The organism is Paenibacillus sp. JT22N1 (assembly GCF_059692155.1).
Genome location: NZ_JCAUAW010000019.1, coordinates 33,870 through 56,151, shown reverse-complemented (window position 1 = coordinate 56,151; position 22,282 = coordinate 33,870). Strand labels below are relative to the sequence as shown.

Annotated in this window: 15 protein-coding genes; 13 read left to right on the top strand and 2 right to left on the bottom strand. The window is 46.3% G+C overall.

What is annotated here, in order from left to right; genetic code table 11:
- Positions 1 to 36: 36 nt before the first annotated feature.
- Positions 37 to 1,161: a GerAB/ArcD/ProY family transporter gene (locus AC58UU_RS30040; RefSeq protein ID WP_497321040.1), complete on the bottom strand. Its 1,125-nt coding sequence runs from the start codon at positions 1,159 to 1,161 to the stop codon at positions 37 to 39.
- A 170-nt stretch (positions 1,162 to 1,331) separates the two neighbouring features.
- Here AC58UU_RS30040 and AC58UU_RS30035 point away from each other — a divergent pair, with 170 nt between their 5' ends.
- The 10 genes from AC58UU_RS30035 (at position 1,332) to AC58UU_RS29990 (ending at position 12,477) form a co-directional block, all read left to right on the top strand.
- On the top strand, positions 1,332 to 1,559 hold the full coding sequence (locus AC58UU_RS30035) for a hypothetical protein (protein WP_497321038.1): 228 nt from the start codon (positions 1,332 to 1,334) through the stop codon (positions 1,557 to 1,559).
- Between the two features lie 26 nt (positions 1,560 to 1,585).
- Positions 1,586 to 3,202, top strand: a complete 1,617-nt coding sequence (locus AC58UU_RS30030; protein ID WP_497321036.1) for a spore germination protein — start codon at positions 1,586 to 1,588, stop codon at positions 3,200 to 3,202.
- A 26-nt stretch (positions 3,203 to 3,228) separates the two neighbouring features.
- A complete protein-coding gene (locus tag AC58UU_RS30025) occupies positions 3,229 to 4,449 on the top strand; it encodes a Ger(x)C family spore germination protein (RefSeq protein ID WP_497321034.1) in 1,221 nt (406 codons plus the stop codon).
- Positions 4,449 to 4,631, top strand: coding sequence for a hypothetical protein (locus tag AC58UU_RS30020; protein ID WP_497321032.1), 183 nt, complete (start codon positions 4,449 to 4,451; stop codon positions 4,629 to 4,631). The genes AC58UU_RS30025 and AC58UU_RS30020 overlap by 1 nt, the downstream gene beginning before the upstream one ends.
- Positions 4,632 to 4,909: 278 nt before the next feature.
- Positions 4,910 to 5,620, top strand: a complete 711-nt coding sequence (locus tag AC58UU_RS30015; protein WP_497321030.1) for a metallophosphoesterase family protein — start codon at positions 4,910 to 4,912, stop codon at positions 5,618 to 5,620.
- A gap of 99 nt (positions 5,621 to 5,719) precedes the next feature.
- A complete protein-coding gene (locus AC58UU_RS30010; RefSeq protein ID WP_497321028.1) occupies positions 5,720 to 6,625 on the top strand; it encodes a GyrI-like domain-containing protein in 906 nt (301 codons plus the stop codon).
- 442 nt (positions 6,626 to 7,067) lie between these two features.
- A complete protein-coding gene (locus AC58UU_RS30005; RefSeq protein ID WP_497321026.1) occupies positions 7,068 to 8,045 on the top strand; it encodes an ABC transporter permease in 978 nt (325 codons plus the stop codon).
- A gap of 3 nt (positions 8,046 to 8,048) precedes the next feature.
- A complete protein-coding gene (locus AC58UU_RS30000) occupies positions 8,049 to 8,945 on the top strand; it encodes a carbohydrate ABC transporter permease (protein ID WP_171646042.1) in 897 nt (298 codons plus the stop codon).
- A gap of 64 nt (positions 8,946 to 9,009) precedes the next feature.
- Complete coding sequence (locus AC58UU_RS29995) at positions 9,010 to 10,608, top strand: extracellular solute-binding protein (protein ID WP_497321166.1); 1,599 nt, start codon at positions 9,010 to 9,012, stop codon at positions 10,606 to 10,608.
- 105 nt (positions 10,609 to 10,713) lie between these two features.
- Positions 10,714 to 12,477 carry a DUF8769 domain-containing protein gene (locus AC58UU_RS29990; RefSeq protein WP_497321023.1) on the top strand — a complete coding sequence of 588 codons (1,764 nt, stop codon included), beginning with the start codon at positions 10,714 to 10,716 and terminating at the stop codon, positions 12,475 to 12,477.
- Positions 12,478 to 12,505: 28 nt separating this feature from the next.
- Here AC58UU_RS29990 and AC58UU_RS29985 read toward each other — a convergent pair whose 3' ends face one another.
- Complete coding sequence (locus AC58UU_RS29985; RefSeq protein WP_497321021.1) at positions 12,506 to 13,573, bottom strand: glycoside hydrolase family 88/105 protein; 1,068 nt, start codon at positions 13,571 to 13,573, stop codon at positions 12,506 to 12,508.
- A 130-nt stretch (positions 13,574 to 13,703) separates the two neighbouring features.
- Between AC58UU_RS29985 and AC58UU_RS29980 the strand changes: the two genes are divergently transcribed.
- From AC58UU_RS29980 to AC58UU_RS29970, 3 genes are all read left to right on the top strand, one after another.
- Complete coding sequence (locus AC58UU_RS29980) at positions 13,704 to 14,630, top strand: AraC family transcriptional regulator (RefSeq protein WP_497321019.1); 927 nt, start codon at positions 13,704 to 13,706, stop codon at positions 14,628 to 14,630.
- 333 nt (positions 14,631 to 14,963) lie between these two features.
- On the top strand, positions 14,964 to 19,535 hold the full coding sequence (locus AC58UU_RS29975; RefSeq protein WP_497321017.1) for an Ig-like domain-containing protein: 4,572 nt from the start codon (positions 14,964 to 14,966) through the stop codon (positions 19,533 to 19,535).
- Entirely contained in the window at positions 19,532 to 22,267 is a 2,736-nt protein-coding gene (locus AC58UU_RS29970) for a discoidin domain-containing protein (RefSeq protein WP_497321015.1), read from the top strand. Before AC58UU_RS29975 ends, AC58UU_RS29970 begins: the two co-directional genes overlap by 4 nt.
- Positions 22,268 to 22,282 lie beyond the last annotated feature (15 nt).

The following is a 22,282-nucleotide window of genomic DNA, read 5'->3' as shown; positions in this document are numbered from 1 at the left end:
GTGTTCAGCCTTATTTTTAATAAACTTTGTAAATCGTTATTGGCTTTGTCGCAATTTAGGATCTTTGTACGATATTGACTTTTGGTGAAAGTAAGCTGCTACCAGTAGCAAACTGGGTATTACAAATTGTAAGGGAAGTTGAACATAGGTCATGTTAAATTTAAAACCTATAGCTAGGTGCTCGGCATATGTTTTTGTCATGACATGACCAAGAGGGGCAATAATCGCTGCAATCGGAATAAGAACGTAATGGTAACTCTTCAAATTAAATAAATGGGCTGTTCCAACTGCGGCGCCATAGATGTAAACACCAACTTTGAAAAATCCCCCTGCTACCATTAGCAGAATGACTACTGCATCGATCCGCTCTAGAAAATCCGCCACCGAGGCCATTCGTATCGTCGACAAAAGAGGATAATTTAACATACCGTACAACTGAGGTCCAAGAACGGAGATCATGCCTACTATATTAAGGGATAATAAAACTCCTACTGTCAAAACTGCAGCCATCCCCACCTTTTTAAGCTTCGCATTATCTTTTAACGTTGGCCAAATCATCGTGAATACGACTAATTCCCCAAAAGGAAGGCTGGTAAGGGTTGGGAATGACTCCTTCCATACGTTTTTTATTCCTGTACCAAGTACAGGTGTAAGCTGTTTCAGGTCTACAACTCCTGAAGCATAAACGATAATCCATGTGCTAATGGATATTAACAGAACACCGGGAACCACCATTTCTGCCATCCGTCCAAACACTTCAATACCACCGCGAAGCGTATAAATAATGACGGCTACAAAACTTGCAAGAATAAAAATTCCCGGGGTTCCAACTAAAATTGTAGAAAGCATAAGATCGGAGAAATCCCGACTGATCCTCGCAGCTTGAGATATGAAATAAATAATATAAGTGATACTGAGTGGATATCCAATGTACCTACCTGAAATTTTTTGAATGATTTGGATCAATGAATCATTTGGGTAATACCCAGATAATTTGGTGAAGACAGATATTAAAATAAGCCCCAACATCATGCCTATTAATACGGCGAGCCAAGCATCTTGTTTAGCTTCCGCTCCTAACGCAAAAATGACAGAACTTCCTATTTCGAAAGCTAACATCATAAGAAAGAGTTGTTTGAAACCTATTTTCTCTTGATTCATATCGCCCTCACCTTTTACCAAGTCATCCTATTTCTTTGAATTAGATATCATTATTAGCGTTCGCTTTCTTTTTAAACGAAAGTATTAGGAATTAGGTATTATTTACCTTCATTTGTCGAAGGATAATAGTTGGGAATTGCAAAAAGAACAACTCACTTGTTAGAGGAGAAATGATGAAGAATATTCGTAATTTATTTTTTTCCTCCGTGCTCATCGCTTTTATTGGATGGTGTTTGTATGTCTATTTACAGGAAATTTCGTCGAAATTATTAGTCCATCCACATTTGTACACTTTCACTGTTTTGGAAATGCTGTTGGCCGCAATGGGAGCTTTCTACATGGTCATTATGGTTGTTATGTTGATCGGTTATCTTTTCGTAATGGTGGTGAAAAAATAAAGGCTTAATAGTGAGGGAGATTTAGCATGGGAAAAGGGTCCTTAGGTTGGTTAAAAAGTTTAATGGCTTCTAAACGAAAGCCCGCGAACTTTCTCGAACCATTATCCACAATCCTCACGGAACCATTGAAAAGTGATCCGCTTAGCACGAATCTTTTACACAATGTAGGACAATTGAAAACGATCTTTGATCGTTCTTCTGATATTGTGTTTAGGGATTTTCAAGTGGGTGAGACGCATCAAGGGACGCTTCTTTTTTTGGACGGCCTTGTCAATATGAAATTGATTGATGACGATGTCATAAAACCTCTATTGGAATACGGGAAAAATAATTTGACACGACCTATATTTTGTTATGAGGAAATGGAAAATTTGCTTCGGAATCAAGTGATTTCGGCTGCTCAGATAAGCAGTGGGGCCAATTTTCAAGATGTGATAGATCATGTGCTGTCCGGGGATACCGCCTTGATTCTTGACGGTGCAGAACGGGCCATATTCGTCAGTGCAAGAGAGTGGGAGTCCCGTGCGGTTGAAGAACCAGCGACAGAAGCGGTGATCCGCGGTCCTAGGGACGGATTTACGGAAAACCTGAGGACCAATACTAGTCTCATTCGCAGGAGATTGAAAACCCCCCAGCTCAAAATGGAAGCGATGAAAGTAGGACGGTTATCAAGAACAGAGCTCGTCATTACTTACTTGGATCATATTGCGGATGAATCTCTGGTGGCGGAAGTTCGTGAAAGAATCGGCAGGATTGACATCGATGCGATTCTCGAAAGCGGATATATCGAGGAATTAATTGAAGACACTCCGAGTTCCATTTTCCCTCAGGTGCAGAGTACGGAAAGACCGGATAAAGTCGTTGGTAATTTATTGGAAGGGAAAGTGGCGATTATCATCGATAATACGCCTTTCGCCTTGTATGTTCCGGTTACCTTTTATGAAATGCTGCAGGCGAGTGAAGATTATTATGGGCGTTTTATGATTTCGACGGCGATCCGTTGGATACGCTTTTTGTTTTTGGTGATTGCCTTGTTTTTGCCATCTCTGTATATAGCTTTATTAACATTTCATCAGGAATTGGTTCCATCAACCCTGCTATACAGTGTGGCTTCCTCCCGTGAAACGGTCCCCTTTCCGGCTATTATCGAAGCATTGCTAATGGAAATAGCCTTTGAGGGATTGCGCGAAGCTGGTGTGCGCTTGCCTAGGCCGGTAGGACAGTCGGTGAGTATTGTCGGAGCTTTGGTGATTGGTCAGGCCGCCGTTCAGGCGGGCATTGTGTCCGCCCCCATGGTTATTGTCGTATCCATCACGGGTATCGCTTCTTTTATCATTCCCAGCTTTAGCCAGGCTGTTGCGATCAGAATGCTGCGTTTTCCCATGATGTTTTTAGCGGGATCACTAGGATTATATGGCATACTATTAGGCGTGTTGTTTATCATGAGCCATATGTGCCGCCTTCGTTCATTCGGCATGCCCTATTTGTCACCTCTGGCTCCTTTACATTTTGGTGACTTTAAAGATGTGCTTGTACGGGCGCCTTGGTGGAGTATGACGAATCGTCCGGAAGAGGGCGCAAAAAGAAACCCGCAGCGAATGAAAAGGTCCATGCGTTCCGGTCAGCCGAACCGCAAGGAGTAGGATTTTCTACGGAAGGGTAATGTTGGATGAGAGGACGAATTTTATTGGGTTTGATCCTTCTGATGATGCCGATTCTCTCGGGCTGCTGGAGCCGGATTGAGGTTAATGACCTTGCATTTGTAACCGCGGCAGGAATCGATAAGATGGAGGATGGCAAAATCCGTTTAGCGCTGCAGGTAGCTATTCCGCGAATGTTAGGTGCCGCAGGCCAAGGGGGCTTTGGCGGGGAGAAAGACATCGGAACCAAAGCTGTATGGGTCGTTTCAGAAAAGGGGGAAACGATTTTGGATGCCTATCGGAGACTCCAAGAGAAGCTGCCGCGCCGAATTTTCTTTTCTCATAGCGGTATTATTGTTATTGGCGAACAATTGGCTCGAGATGGTGTTTCACCGGTACTCGATTTTTTTATTAGACAACGGGAAGCGCGAATGCGCAGTTACATATTATTCACCAAAGGAGAAGCTGTAAAGATTCTTAAGTTTGTCCCCAAACTCGAAAAAATACCGGCTGAAATCATGAGAGAGGAAGTCAAACAACATATTGGATTAAGGATAAACTTGAAGGATTTTGCCCATATGCTAGTGACAGAGGGTGTTGAACCGGTTGCTGCCGAAATGGAACTCGTATCTTCGAACTTAACGAAAGAAGAGGATTCCAAGGGGCCATCCCCGTCAAATCTAGAAACCAACCTCTCGCTCAAAGGATCAGCGATATTCAAAAAGGATAAATTAATCGGTTGGATGAATGACGTGGAGACAAGAGGAGTTCTTTGGCTTCGCAAGGAAATGAAAACGGGTGTTGTCACCGTAAACATTCCGAAGGAAAATGGGAAAATAAGTGTATTAATATTACACGCTGAGACCCAAATTACTCCAATTTTTAAGGATGGAGAATTAAACATGGAAGTGAAAGTAAGAGCTGAGAACGAACTTTATGAGAATAACTCCAAATTGGATGTAGGTGATCCTAAAGTGATTCATTTAGTGGAAAATGCATTGGAAGCGGATCTCATACAAAGAATCCAAATGGTACTCGATATGGCACAAAATAAATTCAAATCAGATATTTTCGGATTTGGAATTGCTGTAGAACGGAAATATCCAAAAGAGTGGAAGAACGAATTCAAAGAACAATGGGAGCAGGAATTTCCAAAGCTGAAAGTCAAGATTACGGCTGATGTGACAATAAACCGTACAGGATTAACGAATAAACCTTTGATTCTGAAAGAGAAGGAGTCCGAAAAATAATGAAAGTCATCCTGATTGTAGTTCTTTTTGTACTTCTTGCTTCTCGAGATGTGCTCGGATTGATTAGGGACAAAAAGTATCGTAAAGATCTGGTTGTATACAGTTTTTTGATGATGGTAGGGATGACGATGAGTTTTCTTGCTGTTTACCATGTTTACCTTCCGATCTGGCCGCATCGTTAAAAGGATTATCGAACATCAATAGTAACAGGAAGTTGAAGGAGGACGTCCATCAGGACGTCCTTTTCATGTTTCTTACATTAGATGAATGATAATTAAGGAATCCCGAATAAACCAAACTATGGTAAAATAAAACCTGAATAATAGAAATACACATAGATTCAGAGTTTGCTAGGGAGCTGATTTATGGGATTTCGATATACAATTCAACATTTTCTAGAACAAATAGATGAACACAAATAGACGGATTTGCCGGAGCGCGCCATCAGGGGGTACAGGATATGAAAAGAACGTTAGCCGTAAGCGATATACATGGCTGTGTGGATGAATTCAAGCAATTACTCGATAAAGTAAATTTTAATGCCGAAGAAGACCAGCTCGTGCTGCTTGGTGATTACGTGGATCGAGGGCCGCAAAGTCGGGAAACCGTGGAATTGGTTATGCATTTGGTGCGAGAAAAGGGAGCGATTGCGCTCAAAGGAAATCATGACCAACGTTTTGTGGATGTTCTGGGGGACGTCGATTCATTGACGGAAATGAAGTTTTTTGAACATGGAGGCATCCAAACATTTAAAAGCTTCTGCGGGTCCGAAGAGCTTGATTTGAAGCAATCGAAAGAACGAATCCGAGCAAAGTTCAGCGATCATATTTCATTTTTAAATAATCTTCCGTATTATCACGAGGACGAGACTCACATTTATGTTCATGCTGGGCTTAACCCTACATTTTCGGATTGGAAAACCCAACCAGAAAGGGACTTTTTGTGGATTCGAGCTCCTTTTGTCCAGCAGCGAACTGTCGTTAAAAAAACAGTCGTTTTTGGGCATACGCCGGCTAAGGATATTCACGGAAAAGCAGATGTTTGGTTCGATCGTGATAAAATCGGCATTGATGGCGGCTGTGCTTACGGCTTACAAATCAATTGCTTGGAAATCAAGGGCAGGAATCAGTACAAGACCTATTCGGTTGCTTCCAAAGGAAGTTGGAGATAATCGATGGGATAGCATCGGGAGAGCTCTTTAGCAAGAAAGATCAAGAACCGTTATGTTAAATAGCTTACACTGTGATTAGATTGCTGGAGGGGGCAACAGATGGGCACCGATTACTTTGTGCAGATTCAGAAGACTTTGGATTATATTGAAGATCACCTTTCTGAGCCTTTATCGGTAGCTTGTTTAGCTCAAGTCGCTTGTTTCTCTGACTTCCATTTTCATAGAGTCTTTCAAACCATGGTGGGAGAAGCTGTGATGGAGTATGTTCGGAAAAGAAGATTAGCGAGCGCGGCCTATCAGATCGCACATTCGGAGAAGAAGTTAATCGATATTGCCCTCGACAATGGGTTCCAGTCCCACGAGAATTTCACCCGAGCATTTAAAAAAGTTTTTGAACGTACGCCGCTTGCTTACCGTAAACAAGGCATACTGACACCGATTTATGCGAAAGTGAATGTGCTTCAAAGAAAATTCAACCCCTACTTAGGAGGAATTCGAATGGGATATCAACTGAAGACGAAGCCTGCTTTTAAACTGATTGGCTATGAACTGAAAACGTCCTGCAAAGAGGGAAGAAACCATCGTGAAATCCCTGCATTCTGGGGCTCGTATCTACAAGAGGGCAAGGGGAATCGCATACCCAATCGTGTATATGCAGATTCACAAGTTGAGCTGGGGATTTGTACGGATTTTAACATGGAGACTGGGGATTTAAGTTATATAATCGGAATGGAGGCCACTGGTTTTGAAGGTGTGCCAGCCGATCTGGTGAGCCGTGAATTTCCGGAGGCAAGGTATGTAGTGTTTACGACACCGAAGGTCACTCAAGATCAATTCGTTGCATCCATTCAGAGCACGTGGAAGTCCATTTTTGAAGAATGGTTTCCTCATTCTGGCTATGAGCATGCAGGTGGCGCGGAGTTCGAATTGTATGATGAACGCTGTAACCCATCCAAAAATGAGCTCATCCAAATGGACATTTATATTCCGATTAAGGAAAAATAGAGCAGCATGTCTGTAAACAAATAGGAATCATTTGTAACCAAAATGAAATCTGGTTTTCATCTGGCTTTAAGGTTCGGAGCCTATACTGAAATTCGACCCCCTTTTAAATATATATACTTGAAGACCCGCAGCCCGTTGCTGTGGGTCTCTTTTTTGTTTGGGTTTGGAGAGCGGGTTTATGGGGCCACTACCTCCCATCACTGCACTCAAATAAGCTCGCTTCCACCGCCAAGGCACGGAAACCGAGGTAAACCGCCCTCGTTACCGTATTCCTTAGTTGCTGTCACCTTAGGAAAATGAACCTAGTTTAAGTAAGGTGACAGGGTAATTGTTAAGAAAAGACAGCAGAGCAAAACGTGTCTATTTGCAAGTAAGCAGTGGCAGGATACGATGATATCGCCGGCACAACAGCAGGCTCACATTTGGAAAGGGTGAACACAACATGGAGGAAAGAGTGACCGGCTTACATAAGAAGTTAAGCCAGCGGAAGCCAATTCCAACCAAGCCGATTCCGTCCACATTCCGAGGCCGCTTGATACGGGATCGACATTTGTATCTGATGCTTCTGCCTGTGATTGGATTTTATCTATTATTTAAATATGCTCCGATGATCGGCGAGATTATTGCCTTCAAGGACTACCGATTCGCCGACGGCATCTTCGGCAGCAAGTGGGTAGGGGCTAAGCACTTCATAAGCTTGTTCCAAAGCATCGATTTCTGGAGAGTACTAAGAAATACATTGCTGCTCAATGTGTACAGCCTTGTTTTTGGATTTCCGGTGCCCATACTACTCGCGCTTCTGCTTAATGAGGTACGCAAGGAATGGTACAAACGGACCGTTCAGAATCTGCTCTACTTACCCCATTTCATCTCATGGGTTGTCCTTGGAGGCATCTTTATTGCAATGCTTTCACCAAGCACGGGTGTTGTCAATTTGGTGCTGACGAAGGTGTTTGGCATCGAGCCTATTTATTTCATGGCTAGTTCCGGCTGGTGGCCTGTCGCTTACACCTTATCCGGCATATGGCGGGAAGCGGGCTGGGGCACGATTCTTTATCTGGCTGCAATGGCCTCGATTGATCCGCAGCTGTATGAGGCGGCCAAGATGGACGGCGCATCCAAGCTGCGTCAGATTTGGCATATTACATTGCCTGGCATTCGTAGTACAATCGCTATCCTGCTCGTTCTCCGCATGGGGCACATGATGGATGTGGGGCTTGAGCAGACACTGGTGCTGCAGAACATGTCCGTCCTGGATGTTGCGGATGTAATTAGTACATACGTGTACCGTGTCGGTTTGCAGAACATGAATTACAGCTATACGACGGCCTTAGGGTTGTTCCAATCCGCAGTTGGCCTGATACTGGTCGTAGGCGTAAACAGATTGACTCGAGCGTTCGGAGAACGGGGGTTATGGTAAGCGATGCAAAGTTTATATAAAAAGCAATCCCTTTTATCCCGTCTTGGTACTTCAGCTAATTATGCGATACTCGGCTTTCTTTCGTTAATTGCCTTATACCCGTTCTGGTATGAAGTCGTATCGTCCTTCAGCAGCAGCAGGGCAATTACAGCGGGTGAGGTGACATTGTGGCCGGTCGAATTCAACGCGGAGGCCTATAAGCGTCTTTTTCAGGATGGACAGCTCTTTGTAGCGATGTGGAATACGGTGCTAGTAACCATAGTCGGCACAGCGCTCAATATGACACTTACTTTACTGGCTGCATATCCGCTTTCCAGACGAAGACTGATGGGGCGTAATGGGCTGCTCATTTTCATCACCTTCACCATGCTGTTCGTTTCGGGCGTAATCCCGAATTTTATACTAGTTAAATCCTTAGGACTTATGGATACCTATTGGGCGTTGTGGCTTCCCTCACTAATCAGTACGTACAACATGTTTGTGATGAAAACGTTCATGGAAGGCTTACCGGAGGAAGTGGAGGAATCAGCGTCTATTGACGGTGCAGGAGATTGGCGAATTCTGCTTCAAATCATTTTACCGTTATGTAAACCAATCATAGCTGCCATTTCACTCTTTTATGCCGTAGGTTGGTGGAATTCTTACTTCAATGTATTGCTGTACGTTACTAAAACAACCAAGCAAACCTTAACGCTTAAGCTCTATCAAATGATCCTGCAGGTGGATCAGAATCTACTGGATCATGCATCCGGTAGCGAGGGTGTTGCGGAGATGACGCTCACTCCCGAAGGGATTAAAGCAGCGGCGATTGTCATTGCAGTCACGCCCATTCTGATCGTGTACCCGTTCTTGCAGAAGCATTTTGTCAAAGGCGTCTTGATTGGATCGGTTAAAGGCTGATATCTCGGGGCAAATAGTCCTTGATATATACCACACAATATTTAGGGGGATGGAACCATTGAAAATGACTAAACATGCGTGGAAACCAGTTCTTGCAGCAAGTATGTCTTTAGCAGTACTAGCCGCTTGCAGTACTAATACGACTACAGAGGGTGGCAGTTCAGCAAAGCCTCAAGGAAGTGCAGCTGCTACAGCAACAGCGGCCGGTCCGAAGAAAGAGATCAGCATTTCCGCTTTTGATCGTGGAACAGTAGCCGCTGAGGAAGGCAGCTACGAGAGCAACCGTTGGACAAAGTTTATGAATGAAAATTCGCCGGCTAAGGTAACCTGGGTGCCAGTACCTCGTGCGCAGGCTCAACAAAAGCTGAGTACCCTGGTGGCTTCCGGGAGCGCACCTGATCTCATTTGGGAGTATGACCGCAACTATATTGCGCAATTGGCCAACCAAGGTGCTATACAACCGGTAGACGGTTTCATCGAGAAATATAGCACGACTATGAAAAAGTATCTGCAGGAACATCCTGAGCTCAAATCAGCGTCAACGATTAACGGCAAAATGTATGCGGTCACTAGCAGTCGAAGCATAGATGGAATTGCCAACCATGGGATGTGGATTCGTCAGGATTGGTTGGATAAGCTGGGCTTGAAGGCGCCAACGACAACGGAAGAATTGATCGAGGTAGCCAAGAAATTTAAGGAAGCAGATCCGGACGGTAATGGTAAAGCAGATACAGTGCCTATTGTGTTTAATGGCAACGGTGTGCAAATCATTAGAGCTCTCTTTTTCGTGAATGAGAATCAATGGTATTTGGAAGAGGGCAAGCTTAAGTTTGGCAGAACGTTGGATCGTTACAAGGATTCTGTTGCCTATCAGAAAACACTATTCGATCAAGGCTTGCTAGATAAGGAGTATATCACGGATAGCAACTTCCAACGCGCTCGACAAATGTGGACGACTGGCAAAGCAGGTATTTATTTTGGTTCATGGAATATGCAAAACGAATATATGGATCTTAAGAAAAATGTACCTGATGCCAAAATGGTTCCTTTAGAGCCAGTGGCCAGTAAGTATGGGAAAAATGGTCTGTATCAAGAGCTTCCGGCGAATATTTTGGTAGCCTTTAACAGTAAAATGAAAGAGGATAAAATCGAATCCGCTGTTAAATTCCTCGATTGGATGATGGATAAAGGGGATATGGCGATGAAATACGGCGAGGAAAATGCCCATTACAAGCTAATAGACGGCAAGATCCCGCAAGTCATTGATGCTGACAAATCCCGTAAGGAAGTTGGCTACGCTGCTGAGTATGCGATTGTAACTGATTATAGCCTAAAATCCGACTGGTTCCCGATCATGGCTGCTCAGGATCCGCTCTCCCAGGAATATGCCAAATTGAAGACACAGGCGCTGGATGTGGCACTCAAAAACAAATATCGCAGAGACATAGCCTTTAGCCCGGATATTCCGGAAGTAAGCCAACTGATCGCCACGTTCCATCCGATTGCTACGCAAATCGAGGTGAAAGCCGTAACTGGAGGCAGTGCATCAACCCCAGAGGCTGCTATGGAAGAGTCGCGTAAAGAGTGGAAGCGCCTTGGCGGAGACAATGTGGAGAAGCTTGCACAAGAGTGGTATGAGAAGAATAAAGAGTTCTTGAAATAATCAGTGCACGCCCAATATATATAACTGAATTTGCGGGAAGGCGGCTTGCTTGCGTAGGCTGACCTTCCCGTCGTTCTATAAACCCAATTGGAAGGATTGTTCAGCATGAGCATAAATGAGACTATTCTTGATCACAAAGCACTTTTGATAAAAGCAATCAAAGCCAAAGAAAGTGAGTATGATTCTCAGGTTTGTATGCTTCGTCGTCCTTTTCATAGCCCGGGGTATCATACCACGCTTACGGCGAAGGATCACCCAACCACTCATCCGACTTATCAATCGCTGCTCTATGCGGTTGGCTTGCTAAATACGGAAATGAAGGAATATGAACAGAGGGCCTATGATATCATTGGCCGATTGTTATCCTTGCAGGATCGCAATCCGCTAAGTGATACTTATGGGATATGGCCTTGGTTTTATGAAGAGCCGCTTACACAGATGGCTCCTCCTGATTGGAACTGGGCGGACTTTTGCGGCAAGGAGCTGCTTCTTGCAGTACTGCGTCACGGTCATAAGATGACTAAAGCGCTGAAAGATCAGATCCGAGAATCGGTAAGCTTTGCATGTGACGCGATTATCAAACGGAATGTAGGACCGCACTATACGAATATTGCGATTATGGGGGCATTTGTGACCTTGATTGCCGGTGAGGTGTATGATCGGAAGGATTATGCTGATTATGGGCTGGAAAGGCTAGAGAAGCTGCTGCAATATACAGCCAATCTAGGGACCTTCCAAGAATTCAACAGTCCTACCTATTCTGTCATTGCCATTGTGGAGCTGTCCAAAATTCGCGAGTATTCACTCAATTCTCGTGCGAAGGACATAACCGCCGAATTGTTAGACATGGTCTGGCGAATGGTGGTGGAGCATTATCATCCGGTCTCCCAGCAATGGGCTGGTCCGCACAGCCGCAGCTACAGTACGTTACTGACGAATAAGGCCAAATCCTTCCTGCAAGTGGCAACAGATAATAAGCTGGTTTTCTTTGCCTCTGACGATTTGGATTATGATGCGGAATGGTTTGGCAGTGGAATCCAATGTCCGAAACCATATATTGAGCAATTTGCCCGAGATGAGGTGCGTGATCTTAGGCAGCCTTATTATCGCAATGAGGAGACCGGATTCGTGAAATGGGCGGAGACTTACATCACGCCGCAATATGCGATCGGAGTGTTTAGGAAAGAGATCATGTGGAATCAAACAAGAGGGATGGTCGCTTATTTCGATAATAGCGGTCAGCCAACCTATCTGCAAATGCGCTGCTTACATGATGGGTACGATTATTGCTCGGCAGTTCTCAGTGTTGCGGCGAGCCGCAACCAACTGCTGTTAGGCGTAAATTTCCTGACGAACGGCGGGGATACACATCCGAATTTGGATCGTATTCAAGGCTGTATAGAGGCGACTGATTTCCGGATTCGCATGGAATTTGGCGGTTGCTTGGAGCGTATGAGCATTGAGCAGGAAGGCGCTGTAGCACAAGTGCAGATCAATGGACTGCCTCTTCGTTTCGAAAGCTTATATGCTGCCTTTGAGGGTGAAGGAGTGAACCAACTGGCCTACGGCGACAAAAACGTTCCCTCCGCTACCGCCGGTTGGAACTGGGAATGGAGCAAACAGGGAGACATCTATGGATTAGATCTGGTTATTTACGCAGACGAGCGGCAAACAATAGACTTCCAAGCAATGGACAAAGCTGCGTTTTTATTCTCGTTAGCTATAGGTGACTCGGTGAAGGAATTGCCTCTGATTGACATTGATGAAGAAGCGGAGCAAGTGACAGCAAGGCGAGATGACAATCGTGCGGACGGTTCGCAGCAACAGCTGTCGATCTCCTTGAAGCCGAATGACAAGCATCCGAACTAGGTAAGTAGAAAAAAAAGGAGCTCGCCAATTAAATGGCGGTCTCCTTCTTTTTTTCAAGCATTTCTGAGAGCAGCATTAGCACTAGCCCCTGTCCATAAAGCGTTGGATAACATGGAATTGTGTTATAAGCTTCAATTGTTGGCATAACAGGCGTTCCGCCCGACACACCGGTTACTTCCCCGCTAGGCAGAACTTTTGATAGAATAGATTCAGCAGCACGATAGGCTGCCTCTTTGCTGGATGGGTCCAACAAACCGCGTTTCACGGCTAGTAGAATGCCACAAGCGATACCGGCGCTGCCTGAAGTCTCCGGATAGTAATCAGGTTGATCCATGACGGTGGCCCATAGACCATCTGCTTGTTGATATCGGATGAGCCCTTGCATCATAGTGCGGTAGCGCTCTAAAGTTTCTTCGGGCACCTGGGCGAGGCCATCGATTTCTTGCAGTATCATCGGCGTTGCGACTGCGATCCATGCGTTAGCTCTCGTCCAGCGCGCGGCGGACATATGATCCTGAGCGATGCAGTTCCAACCGTGGAACAGCACACCTGATCTGTCGTCCTGAAGCAGTCGCAAGTGGAGGTCAAGCTGGTTGACAGCTTCTTGGGCATAGGCGGTTTCGCCGGTAAGGCGGGCAAGACGCGCTAGGAACAGATCAGCCATGAAGATCGTGTCAGCCCATACCTGCTCAGGGAAGCTGGCATTTTCGGTAACGGTATGCTCAAACGCGCCTTCCCTTGTACGGGGAGCTTCAGTTAGCATCCATTTCCCGATGCGCTCGGCAGTTTCCAGAAAGACGGGGTCCTTCGTGTGACTGTAAAGAGCAGGAAATATGGCGAAGGGAGCCATGGAGTTAATAACCTTCAGATGCTCCGATTTATGCAGGTTTTGGCGTGCCCATGAGGTCAGATGATTCAGGATCTCCGGTTTTTGCGTGCTTTCATAATAAGCTAGTATCGATATAACGCCGACACCGGGCACCCAGTCCCAGTGATGAATATCCAAACCCCAATTTCCCGAATGATCAGATAGCATGTAACCATAAATTTGGCTCGCGGTTTGTTCGAGATGAGCAGATGTTAGTGCAGTTGGCATTGTCGTATTCCTCCATGAAAGTGTAGTGTCTACGTTCACTATACTATGCAGGATGACCGTGAGGCTTGGCGTATGCTCTTATTGACTTGGGGTATTGTCTACGAAATAGAACCGAAGGAAGTGAAGAGCTGTGAGTGGGGTGAAATCGGAAAACTTAGAACGGGTGGAGCAACCTGATGCCATTGGAGCGGCGGCAATAGACGAGTGGACGAATCTGACACTCTCTGCCTTTCCCGTTCATTGTTTGTATCGAACGACGAGCTTGTACCAGCGCAACTTCCATTCGCATAGCGGATTCGAATTTTATTTATGTATACAAGGCAGTGGCAAATACATTGCTGGTGAACGGATTTATGAATTAGGACCGGGAAGCTTCACGGTTGTAAGGCCCATGGCCATGCATAGATCGCGCCCGGATATGGAGGTTCCTTTTCATCGCTATGTTCTTGCCGTGGAGAAAAGCTATCTGGAGGGTCTATACGAGCGAGATATGCAGATAGCTGCATGGATCGAGCAGTGGCTTCCAGGACCGGGCAGCGACTCCCTCCATCTCCAATTAAATGCCCGCCAATTGCTGGGCTTGCAGGAAACGCTTAGTCAACTGGAGCGGGAAATCAGGGAACAGCAGCTGGGATATCCCCTTGCTGTGAAAGGACTCCTGCTGCATATGTTTACTCAGTTAGGCCGTTATCAGACGGATATAGGCATTGTTCAGCCGAGTTCGGGAGAACGAAAGAGAGTTGTCGAAAACATATTGAGCTATATGATGGAGCACTACCAGGAATCTTTGCGTATAGAGGATTTGTGCGGACAGTTTCACCTTTCGCGATCGTATCTTTGTAAAATTTTCAAACAGGATACAGGGGTTTCTGTCAATGAGTTTCTAATTGCCTATCGCATCAACAAAGCGAAGGAATACTTACAGGGGAGCGATCTGCCCATTACAGAGGTTGCAGCTTCTGTAGGGTTTCAGGATATTTCCCACTTTTGTCATACGTTCAAGCGTTTGACGGAGTTGACACCAAGTGGTTATCGGAACTTGTACCATTCCATTTAAATTCGTATATCAACTGGCATGCTGGGCAAGAGAGTTCTCTTGTCTCGGTATGCTTTTTTCCATTCATGGAAGTGACATATGGGCGGATCAAGTTACATCTTTTAAGAAGGTTTTATTGGGAGAGTTGAATTGCGCTCATACAGCGTTGGATCGAAAGAAATGCGACGTCCGACAAAAACTGTCTATTGTGATTTCAACTGCATTTGATAAGGTTAGTCTCATCATACAATGGAACCCAAGATTTAGGTGGAGGTGAGAGGAAGTGTGACGTCATTGTAGGCAATCAAGCGATTATCTAAGTCAGGCTATTCATTAGGAGAAGGGAGTTCTGTAATGTTAAAAAAAATAGGTCCCATCATCTTAGCAATGTTATTGTTTATTCAAAGCATAGGTATGGCATCGACTGATGCACCTATCGCGCATGCGGCCGAGTCGGATGTATCAAAGCTGCTAAGTGGTAATACAATAGGCCAATTGTTTCCGGAAAATATACCGGTCATTGATACTGGAGCCGTATATAATTGGCAGCAGGAAGGGCTTTATGCGACGAATCCCGGACTTTTGGCTGCAGATTCTGGCGATGCGGCCCAAATGACAGACGGTTCTGTAAGCGTTGTCACATCAACCTACAGTCAATCAGGAGCAGCTCACGGAACGTTGGTCTATGACCTGCAAGCCGTATACCGGGTATCCGCCTTGCAGGTTTGGTCCGAATTCTCTGGAACAAGCGGTTTAAAGCAGGTTGAGATTTATGCAAGCATCGACGGTGTGAATTACAACCGCGTTGCAGATACCGAAAGTACATACGGGGATGACGCAGGCATAGTTCCAGTGACCAGCAGTATCAAACCTGCTCCATATGCTAGATATGTAAAGGTCATCCTGCACAAAAATCCGGCTAAGCTCATGATGAGCATAGGAGAAGTGGCGATATGGGGCGACGCTGCGGAAGCGCCGGCGATTCTAAGCAATAACCAGTTAAAAGCTGGTGGTTACTATGCCACAGGGATGCCAAAGGTGGATACAAAGGCAACCTATAAATGGAGCACCGAACAGCCCTTTGTGACGCAAGCTGGTTTAATGACGAGCGACAATGAAGCCGGCGCTAAGAATGATGGGAGCGTCAGCGGCTTGCCTGATCTAATTGACGGTTCGAGCACGGAGGAAACGGCAGATACGATAGCCAGTATGGCCGCAGGCTCCCAAGGGAAATACGGAACGGTAACTTTTACATTAAATGATATGTATCAGATCGGGAATATCGATGTGTGGTCCAAAGCGGAGAGCGGTAATTTCATGGACGGCTATGAGGTTTTGCTAAGCGTCGATAACGTCAACTATTTCTCAAGCGGATACACTGCCAATCCTAACAGCCGATATACAAATGGCATGGTTAACACGCCTTCCTACGGCATCCCCGGCAAGCATGCGAAATATGTAAGAATCGTCATGCATAATGCCAACGACTCCGACCGACTGATTGCCGGAGAGATCGCAATCTGGGGCTGGAAGCTGTATGATGTGACGCTTGCCAAGAAAGACAACCCGGATCAGGTCGAATTCACGACCTATGTGAAAAATTACAACACGCTATATCTGGATTGGTCTGCGTATAATTCCGTAGTCAATAAGGTCAATAAATACAGCATCTACATTCGGAAGAGCGACTTTACGACAACAAACGGGCTACCCGCTCATGTGACGGCCGATAACGGATCGGTTGAACAGAAGGGGAAGTTTCTGCTTGTTTCTTCTTTGGAGCCAGAGACGACTTATTACATCGCAGTAACTCCGACGAGTACCGCCTCGGGCGAACGCAAGGATGTTAAAACGGTCAAAATCACGACACCTAGCGTTCTCGGTGGGGAGAAGGTCGGGGACATTTTCGCTATTAACGATACGCCTTATGGCGGAGGCAATTATGTGCAGCACGGGAGCAAAGAGGATGAGAACATCATCCGCAGGCTTATTCTGACGAGAGGCATCGAAGGGATTAACTTCAACCGTTGGTGGATTCATGATTCTTGGGTCAAAACGTTCTCTAATAAATACGGGGTTGGGTTCCATACGTTCTACCACGGGCCACAAGATGTTCCGATGGAAAACAAACAAGGAACTTGGTCCTTCTCCACGGTTAATGAGCCTGACTTAAAGGGCACAAATCCTTCTGCACTCGCCATGCAATTTAAGCAAAACCACGAGAGCCTGAAGGCGGTAGATAGCCGAAATTTACTGGTCGAGCCTGCTCTTGGCGGAACTGAACCAGCAAGTATGACTTGGCTTGAGAACTTATATAAATCAGACGGGCAAAATGGGGCTTTAGTGAAAACCTATTTTGACGTACTTGATGTACACCCCTATGTGAAAAACCATGAAGGTAGCTTGCCCGGACTCATTCCAGGCGCGCCGGAAATGCTGATTAAGAAAATTGAAGACATCCAGGCGCTGAAAGCCAAATATGGCGATCAGGAGAAGCCGATTATCTTCACGGAGCTAGGATGGAGCACCTATACTGGAAGCAGTTATCTTCGTCCGGTGAATCTGATCACACAGCGCAACTATTTGGCTAGAGCTTATATGCATGCGATTGCTGGCGGGATAAAGAGAATGCATTGGTATGATTTCCAGGATGACGGACTCGATGCGACTAATCTAGAGCATAATTTGGGACTCATCGACTGGAACGGCATTCCGAAGCCAAGCTATTATGCTTACTATACGATGTCTAAGGTACTGAAAGACGCCAAATACGTAAGAGCCCAGCCTAATGTCGAACACCCATATTATGGGTATGAATACTGGCATGAAGGAAAGAACCAATATATTACGTCACTTTGGGCGGCGGATGAATCTACCAAAACAGCAACCTTCAAAACGAAGGACGCCGGGGTTACCGTTGTGGGTATTGACGGAAGCTACACCTATTTGCCGGTCAACGATGGAAGCGCAAGCTTAACGATTAATGGCGCACCTGTGTTTATTTACTCCAGCACGGGCGTGGAGATTTCATCCATTGATGATTCCTTTGTGTTAAAGACTCCCTCGGTGGATGTTAGACGTGGAGAGGTTATCCACGCTGCGATCAACCGATTCGGGATGGGTGCGGAGCTGGACGGAAGGTTGGAGCTAATTGGTCCATCCGATGAATGGAAGCTGGAAGGTGACGTAAACTTTACAGCGGGAACGACGGCCATTCCGATTGCTATTCCCGTTCCGCTTAACGCGGAAGAGAAAGTCCAGGAGCTTACGCTCCAAGTCATCTCGGGCACATCGCTTGTTGCGTCCATGAAATTAAAGGCTAATGTACTGGAGACGATCAAAGTCCGCATGGCGCCTGAGATTGCTGTACCCGGGCAATGGGATCAATGGAATACGGCAATTTATGTGGAGAATGCGACTGAGGACAAAGAGCTTAGCGGCACTATAAGCGTTACCGAGGCTGTATATTTGGTCTTAGGACAAAGCGGCCCGATTGCTTTCGAGGGGCTCTTACCCGGGGAAATTAAGAAAATAACGATTCCGATCACCGAGCTTCCGGAAAAGGCGAGAGCCAAGTTAAAACTCATGGTTGAGTTGGATAGCGGATTTACGAAGATCGTGGAGAGACCGTTTAATTTTATTGCAGCTGTGAACGACCAGACGGCGCCGATCATAGATGGCAAACTGTTAGAGGCAAGCTGGCATAATGGCATGCCTATCGTCATCAACCGATCGGATCAAAATAAGAACATCGCCAATTGGGGCGGTGAGCAGGATTTAAGCGGCAAAGGCTATCTGAAGTGGGACCGCAGCCATCTCTACTTTGGTATGGAAGTTCAAGATAATATCCATGTTCAAAAAGGAACTGGCGGCGACATGTGGCAGGGGGATAGCATACAGTTCTCCATTGATACAGGAAGAGTTAACGGCATCGGCAGCGCGGAAAACAACGAGTTCGGTATCGCGCTAGGAGAACAAGGCCCGATGGTCTGGAGATGGTTGTCAGCTAATGGTAAATCGACAGGGGAGATGACGACTGTGCAAGCAGTGGTTAATCGCAGCGACATTGCCACCACCTACGAGCTTGCGATTCCGTGGTCGGAGCTGCTGCCTGAAGGCCAATCGCCACAGGACAAAGACATCTTCGGGTTTTCCATGCTGATTAATGAGAATGACGGAACTACCCGACGCGGTTGGCTTGAATACATGAGCGGGATTGGTTCCAGCAAAAATACGCAGTTGTTTGAAGATGTGATTTTCACCGAAATCGCTGCGCCCGAAGTGCGGGTAACAGGGGTTACGCTGGACCAAATGACGGCATCATTGAATCTGGGAGAAACGACCGTCCTGAATGCGACGCTCCTTCCTGGCAACTCAACCAACAAACAAGTGCGCTTTACATCGAGTGATCCAGCGGTGGCAAGCGTTGTGCAAGGGGTCTATGGTCTGCAAGCAACCGTCACTGGTGTGTCAGCGGGTACGGCAACGATTACTGTGACGACAGACGATGGTGGCTATACGGCAATAAGTACGGTGACAATCAAGGCACCTGTAACAGACGGCGATGTGCAAGTAACAGGGGTTACAATGAACCGCTCGACCGTAACTTTGAAAGAGGGTCAAGCGATATCCCTGAACGCAAAGGTCCAACCAAGCAATTCAAGCAACAAGCAGGTCCGCTTCACATCGAGCAATCCGGCGGTTGTTAGTGTTACGCAAGAGGTCAACAAGCAGCATGCAACCATTACTGGAGTATCAGCAGGTGTGGCAACGATTACCGTGACGACCGACGATGGCAGTTATACGGCGAGTAGTATAGTGACCGTCGAGGCACGTTCAAAAGGTGATGACATGCCTTCTGGAGCAGCAGCCGACGAAGCTGTTCCGATCCTGTACGCCACATTCCAGAGAGGAGCTTTGCCATGAGATTTATGAAAAAGAGCTGTACTCTTGTAGTTGCATTTGCCTTTCTGCTCGGCTTGGTTTCCGTTGCTTTTCCTTTGGAAAGTCATACTGTTCAGGCGGCAAACGGCGAGAAGGTACTAAGCGGAAATGTGATCGGAGGGACACTTTTCCCTGAGGGGACAGCGGATATGACTACCGGAGCGTCCTATACCTGGTTGACAGAAGGGATCCATGCGACGGATCCGGCTCTGATCGCTTCGGATGACACCGGTGGGCCGGATATGACGGATGGCAGTAACGGTCCAGACGATAACACGAGCAGCACAACGGGGAGCGCGGAAGGCTCTGCCGCATATGGAACGCTTATATACGACTTGAAATCCGTCTATAAGGTATCATCGGTGAAGGTATGGGCGGACACGGACAATAATAGTCATATGAGAAATTTTGAGGTGTATGCCAGCTTCGACGGAGTGACTTACAACAGGGTTGGGGCTGCGGACAATGCGAATACATCCGGCTCAGGTTTTGCCCCTGTTACGCTTGCCGTCAAGCCTGCCGTTTATGCGCAATATATCAAAGTCATTATGCACAAGGATCCGGCAAAGCAAGTCATGAGGCTAGGTGAAGTGGCCGTATATGGCGATGCTCTGGAGCCGATGGCTATTTTGAGCAATAACTATTTAAGGTCTTCCGGCTATTATTATAATACGTCCCTTCCCAAGATTGCGACTGGCGCATCCTACGAGTGGTTGACCGATTACCCGTTCATTACAGATGGAGATTTAATCAAATACGATAACGATAGCTCCAAGAATGACACTGTAGGGGGAGCACCGGATTTAATTGACGGTTCCAGTAAAGAATCCGATGCGGCTTCTACGACCAACTCGATCTGGGGTTCGAAAGGGAAGTTCGGCGCGGTTGTCTTCAACTTGAACGATGTGTATCAAATCGGGAAAATCGATGTATGGACATTGGCATCGGGCGGCAATAAGTTCATGGACGGGTATGAGGTTCTCGTCAGTACCGACGGTGTGAACTATACGTCTCTCGGTTATACGCCTAATGAGAGCAGCCGCACAGCGAACGCGATCGTGAATACGCCGGGCTACGGTGTTCCAGGCAAGCCTGCGAAATACGTCAAAATTATTATGCATAATGCGAATAACTCGGAGATCTTAACGGTCGGAGAAGTGGCGATCTGGGGCTGGAAGCTGTACGACCCTGCGCTTCCGAAGAAGTCGACGCCGGATCAAGTTGAGTTTACTGCGGAGCTCAAAAATTACAGCACGCTATATCTGGACTGGTCCAGCTATAACAGCGTTGTCAATAATGTAACCAAATACGGCGTTTATATCGAGACCTCACCTTTTGCGAGTACGACAGGTTTGACGCCGAAATTCGTGGCTGAGGCCAAGTCCCTTGAGCAGGTCGGCAAATACTTATCGTATTTCGCCCTGAAGCCGGAGACTACCTATTATGTAGCCGTAACTCCCTTCCATTCAACCGGTGGAGAGAGGAAAGATGTTGAGACGTTGAAAATTACGACGCCATCTGTTCTTGGCGGGGAGAAGGTCGGAGATATTTTTGCCATCAACGATGCTCCTTACGGTGGAGGAAACTATGTGCACCATGGCGAGACGGAAGATGTGTTCTTGATGAACAAATTACGACTGCTAAGGGATCTTGGGGGAATTAACAAGAACAGATGGTGGGACCACAGCAGCGCAATGAAAACGCTGTACGGCAAAAGCGGACTAAATTTCCACTACTTTTATCATGGACCGGGCTTTGTTCAGTCCGATAATAATGGAGGCGCCTATACGTTCTCAACTTATAATGAACCTGATCTTGCCAAAAGAGATCCGGCTGCTGCAGCGGCCGCTCTAAAGGCAAATCATGACAGCTTGAAAGCGGTCAGCAGCAAGAGCTTGCTTGTAGAGCCTGCTCTCGCCGGCCTTGATCGATTAAAAGCGGATGAGGGATTGAATTGGCTGGATGCCTTGTATAATTCCGATGGACAGAATGGCGCCTTGGTGAAAACGTATTTCGATGTCATGGATGTCCATCCTTACGTCAAATATGAGTATCCTGCTGTTCCAGGGCTGGAACAAGGCGCACCTGAAAAGCTGCTCCAATCGTTCCAGGAACTGAAAACCGTCATGGCTAGCCATGGTGATGGAGAAAAGCCAATCGTAGTTACCGAGCTAGGCTGGAGCACCTATACAGGCGGAAGCTACTTAAAAACGGTGGATCGATCCACCCAAAGAAATTACTTGGCCAGAGCTTACATGCACGCCATCGCAAACGGAATCCGAACGATGCATTGGTATGATTTTGCCGATGACGGCACGGAGACTAACAATTTGGAGCATAACCTAGGACTGATCGACTGGAACGGTAAACCGAAAGAGAGCTATTACGGCTACTATACTTTGATTAGGGTGCTTAAGGACTCGAAATATCTAGGCGCAGTATCGAATGTGGCTAATCCTTATTATGGGTATCAATTCTGGGACGAGAATAAGAACAAGTACATCACATCTTTATGGGATGCGAGCTGGAAAACGACAAGCAGCACTTCCCGAACGGCCCAAATTGCGACATCTGATCCAGGTGTAACGATTGTTGGAATTGATGGGAGTTACAAATATATGGCTGCAGTATCAGGAGTTGTAAGCGTGCCTCTGACTGGAGCACCAGTGTTTATCTACTCCCTTGCCGGCGTTACTGTAAATTCCATCAACTGATAGGAAGACCAGATT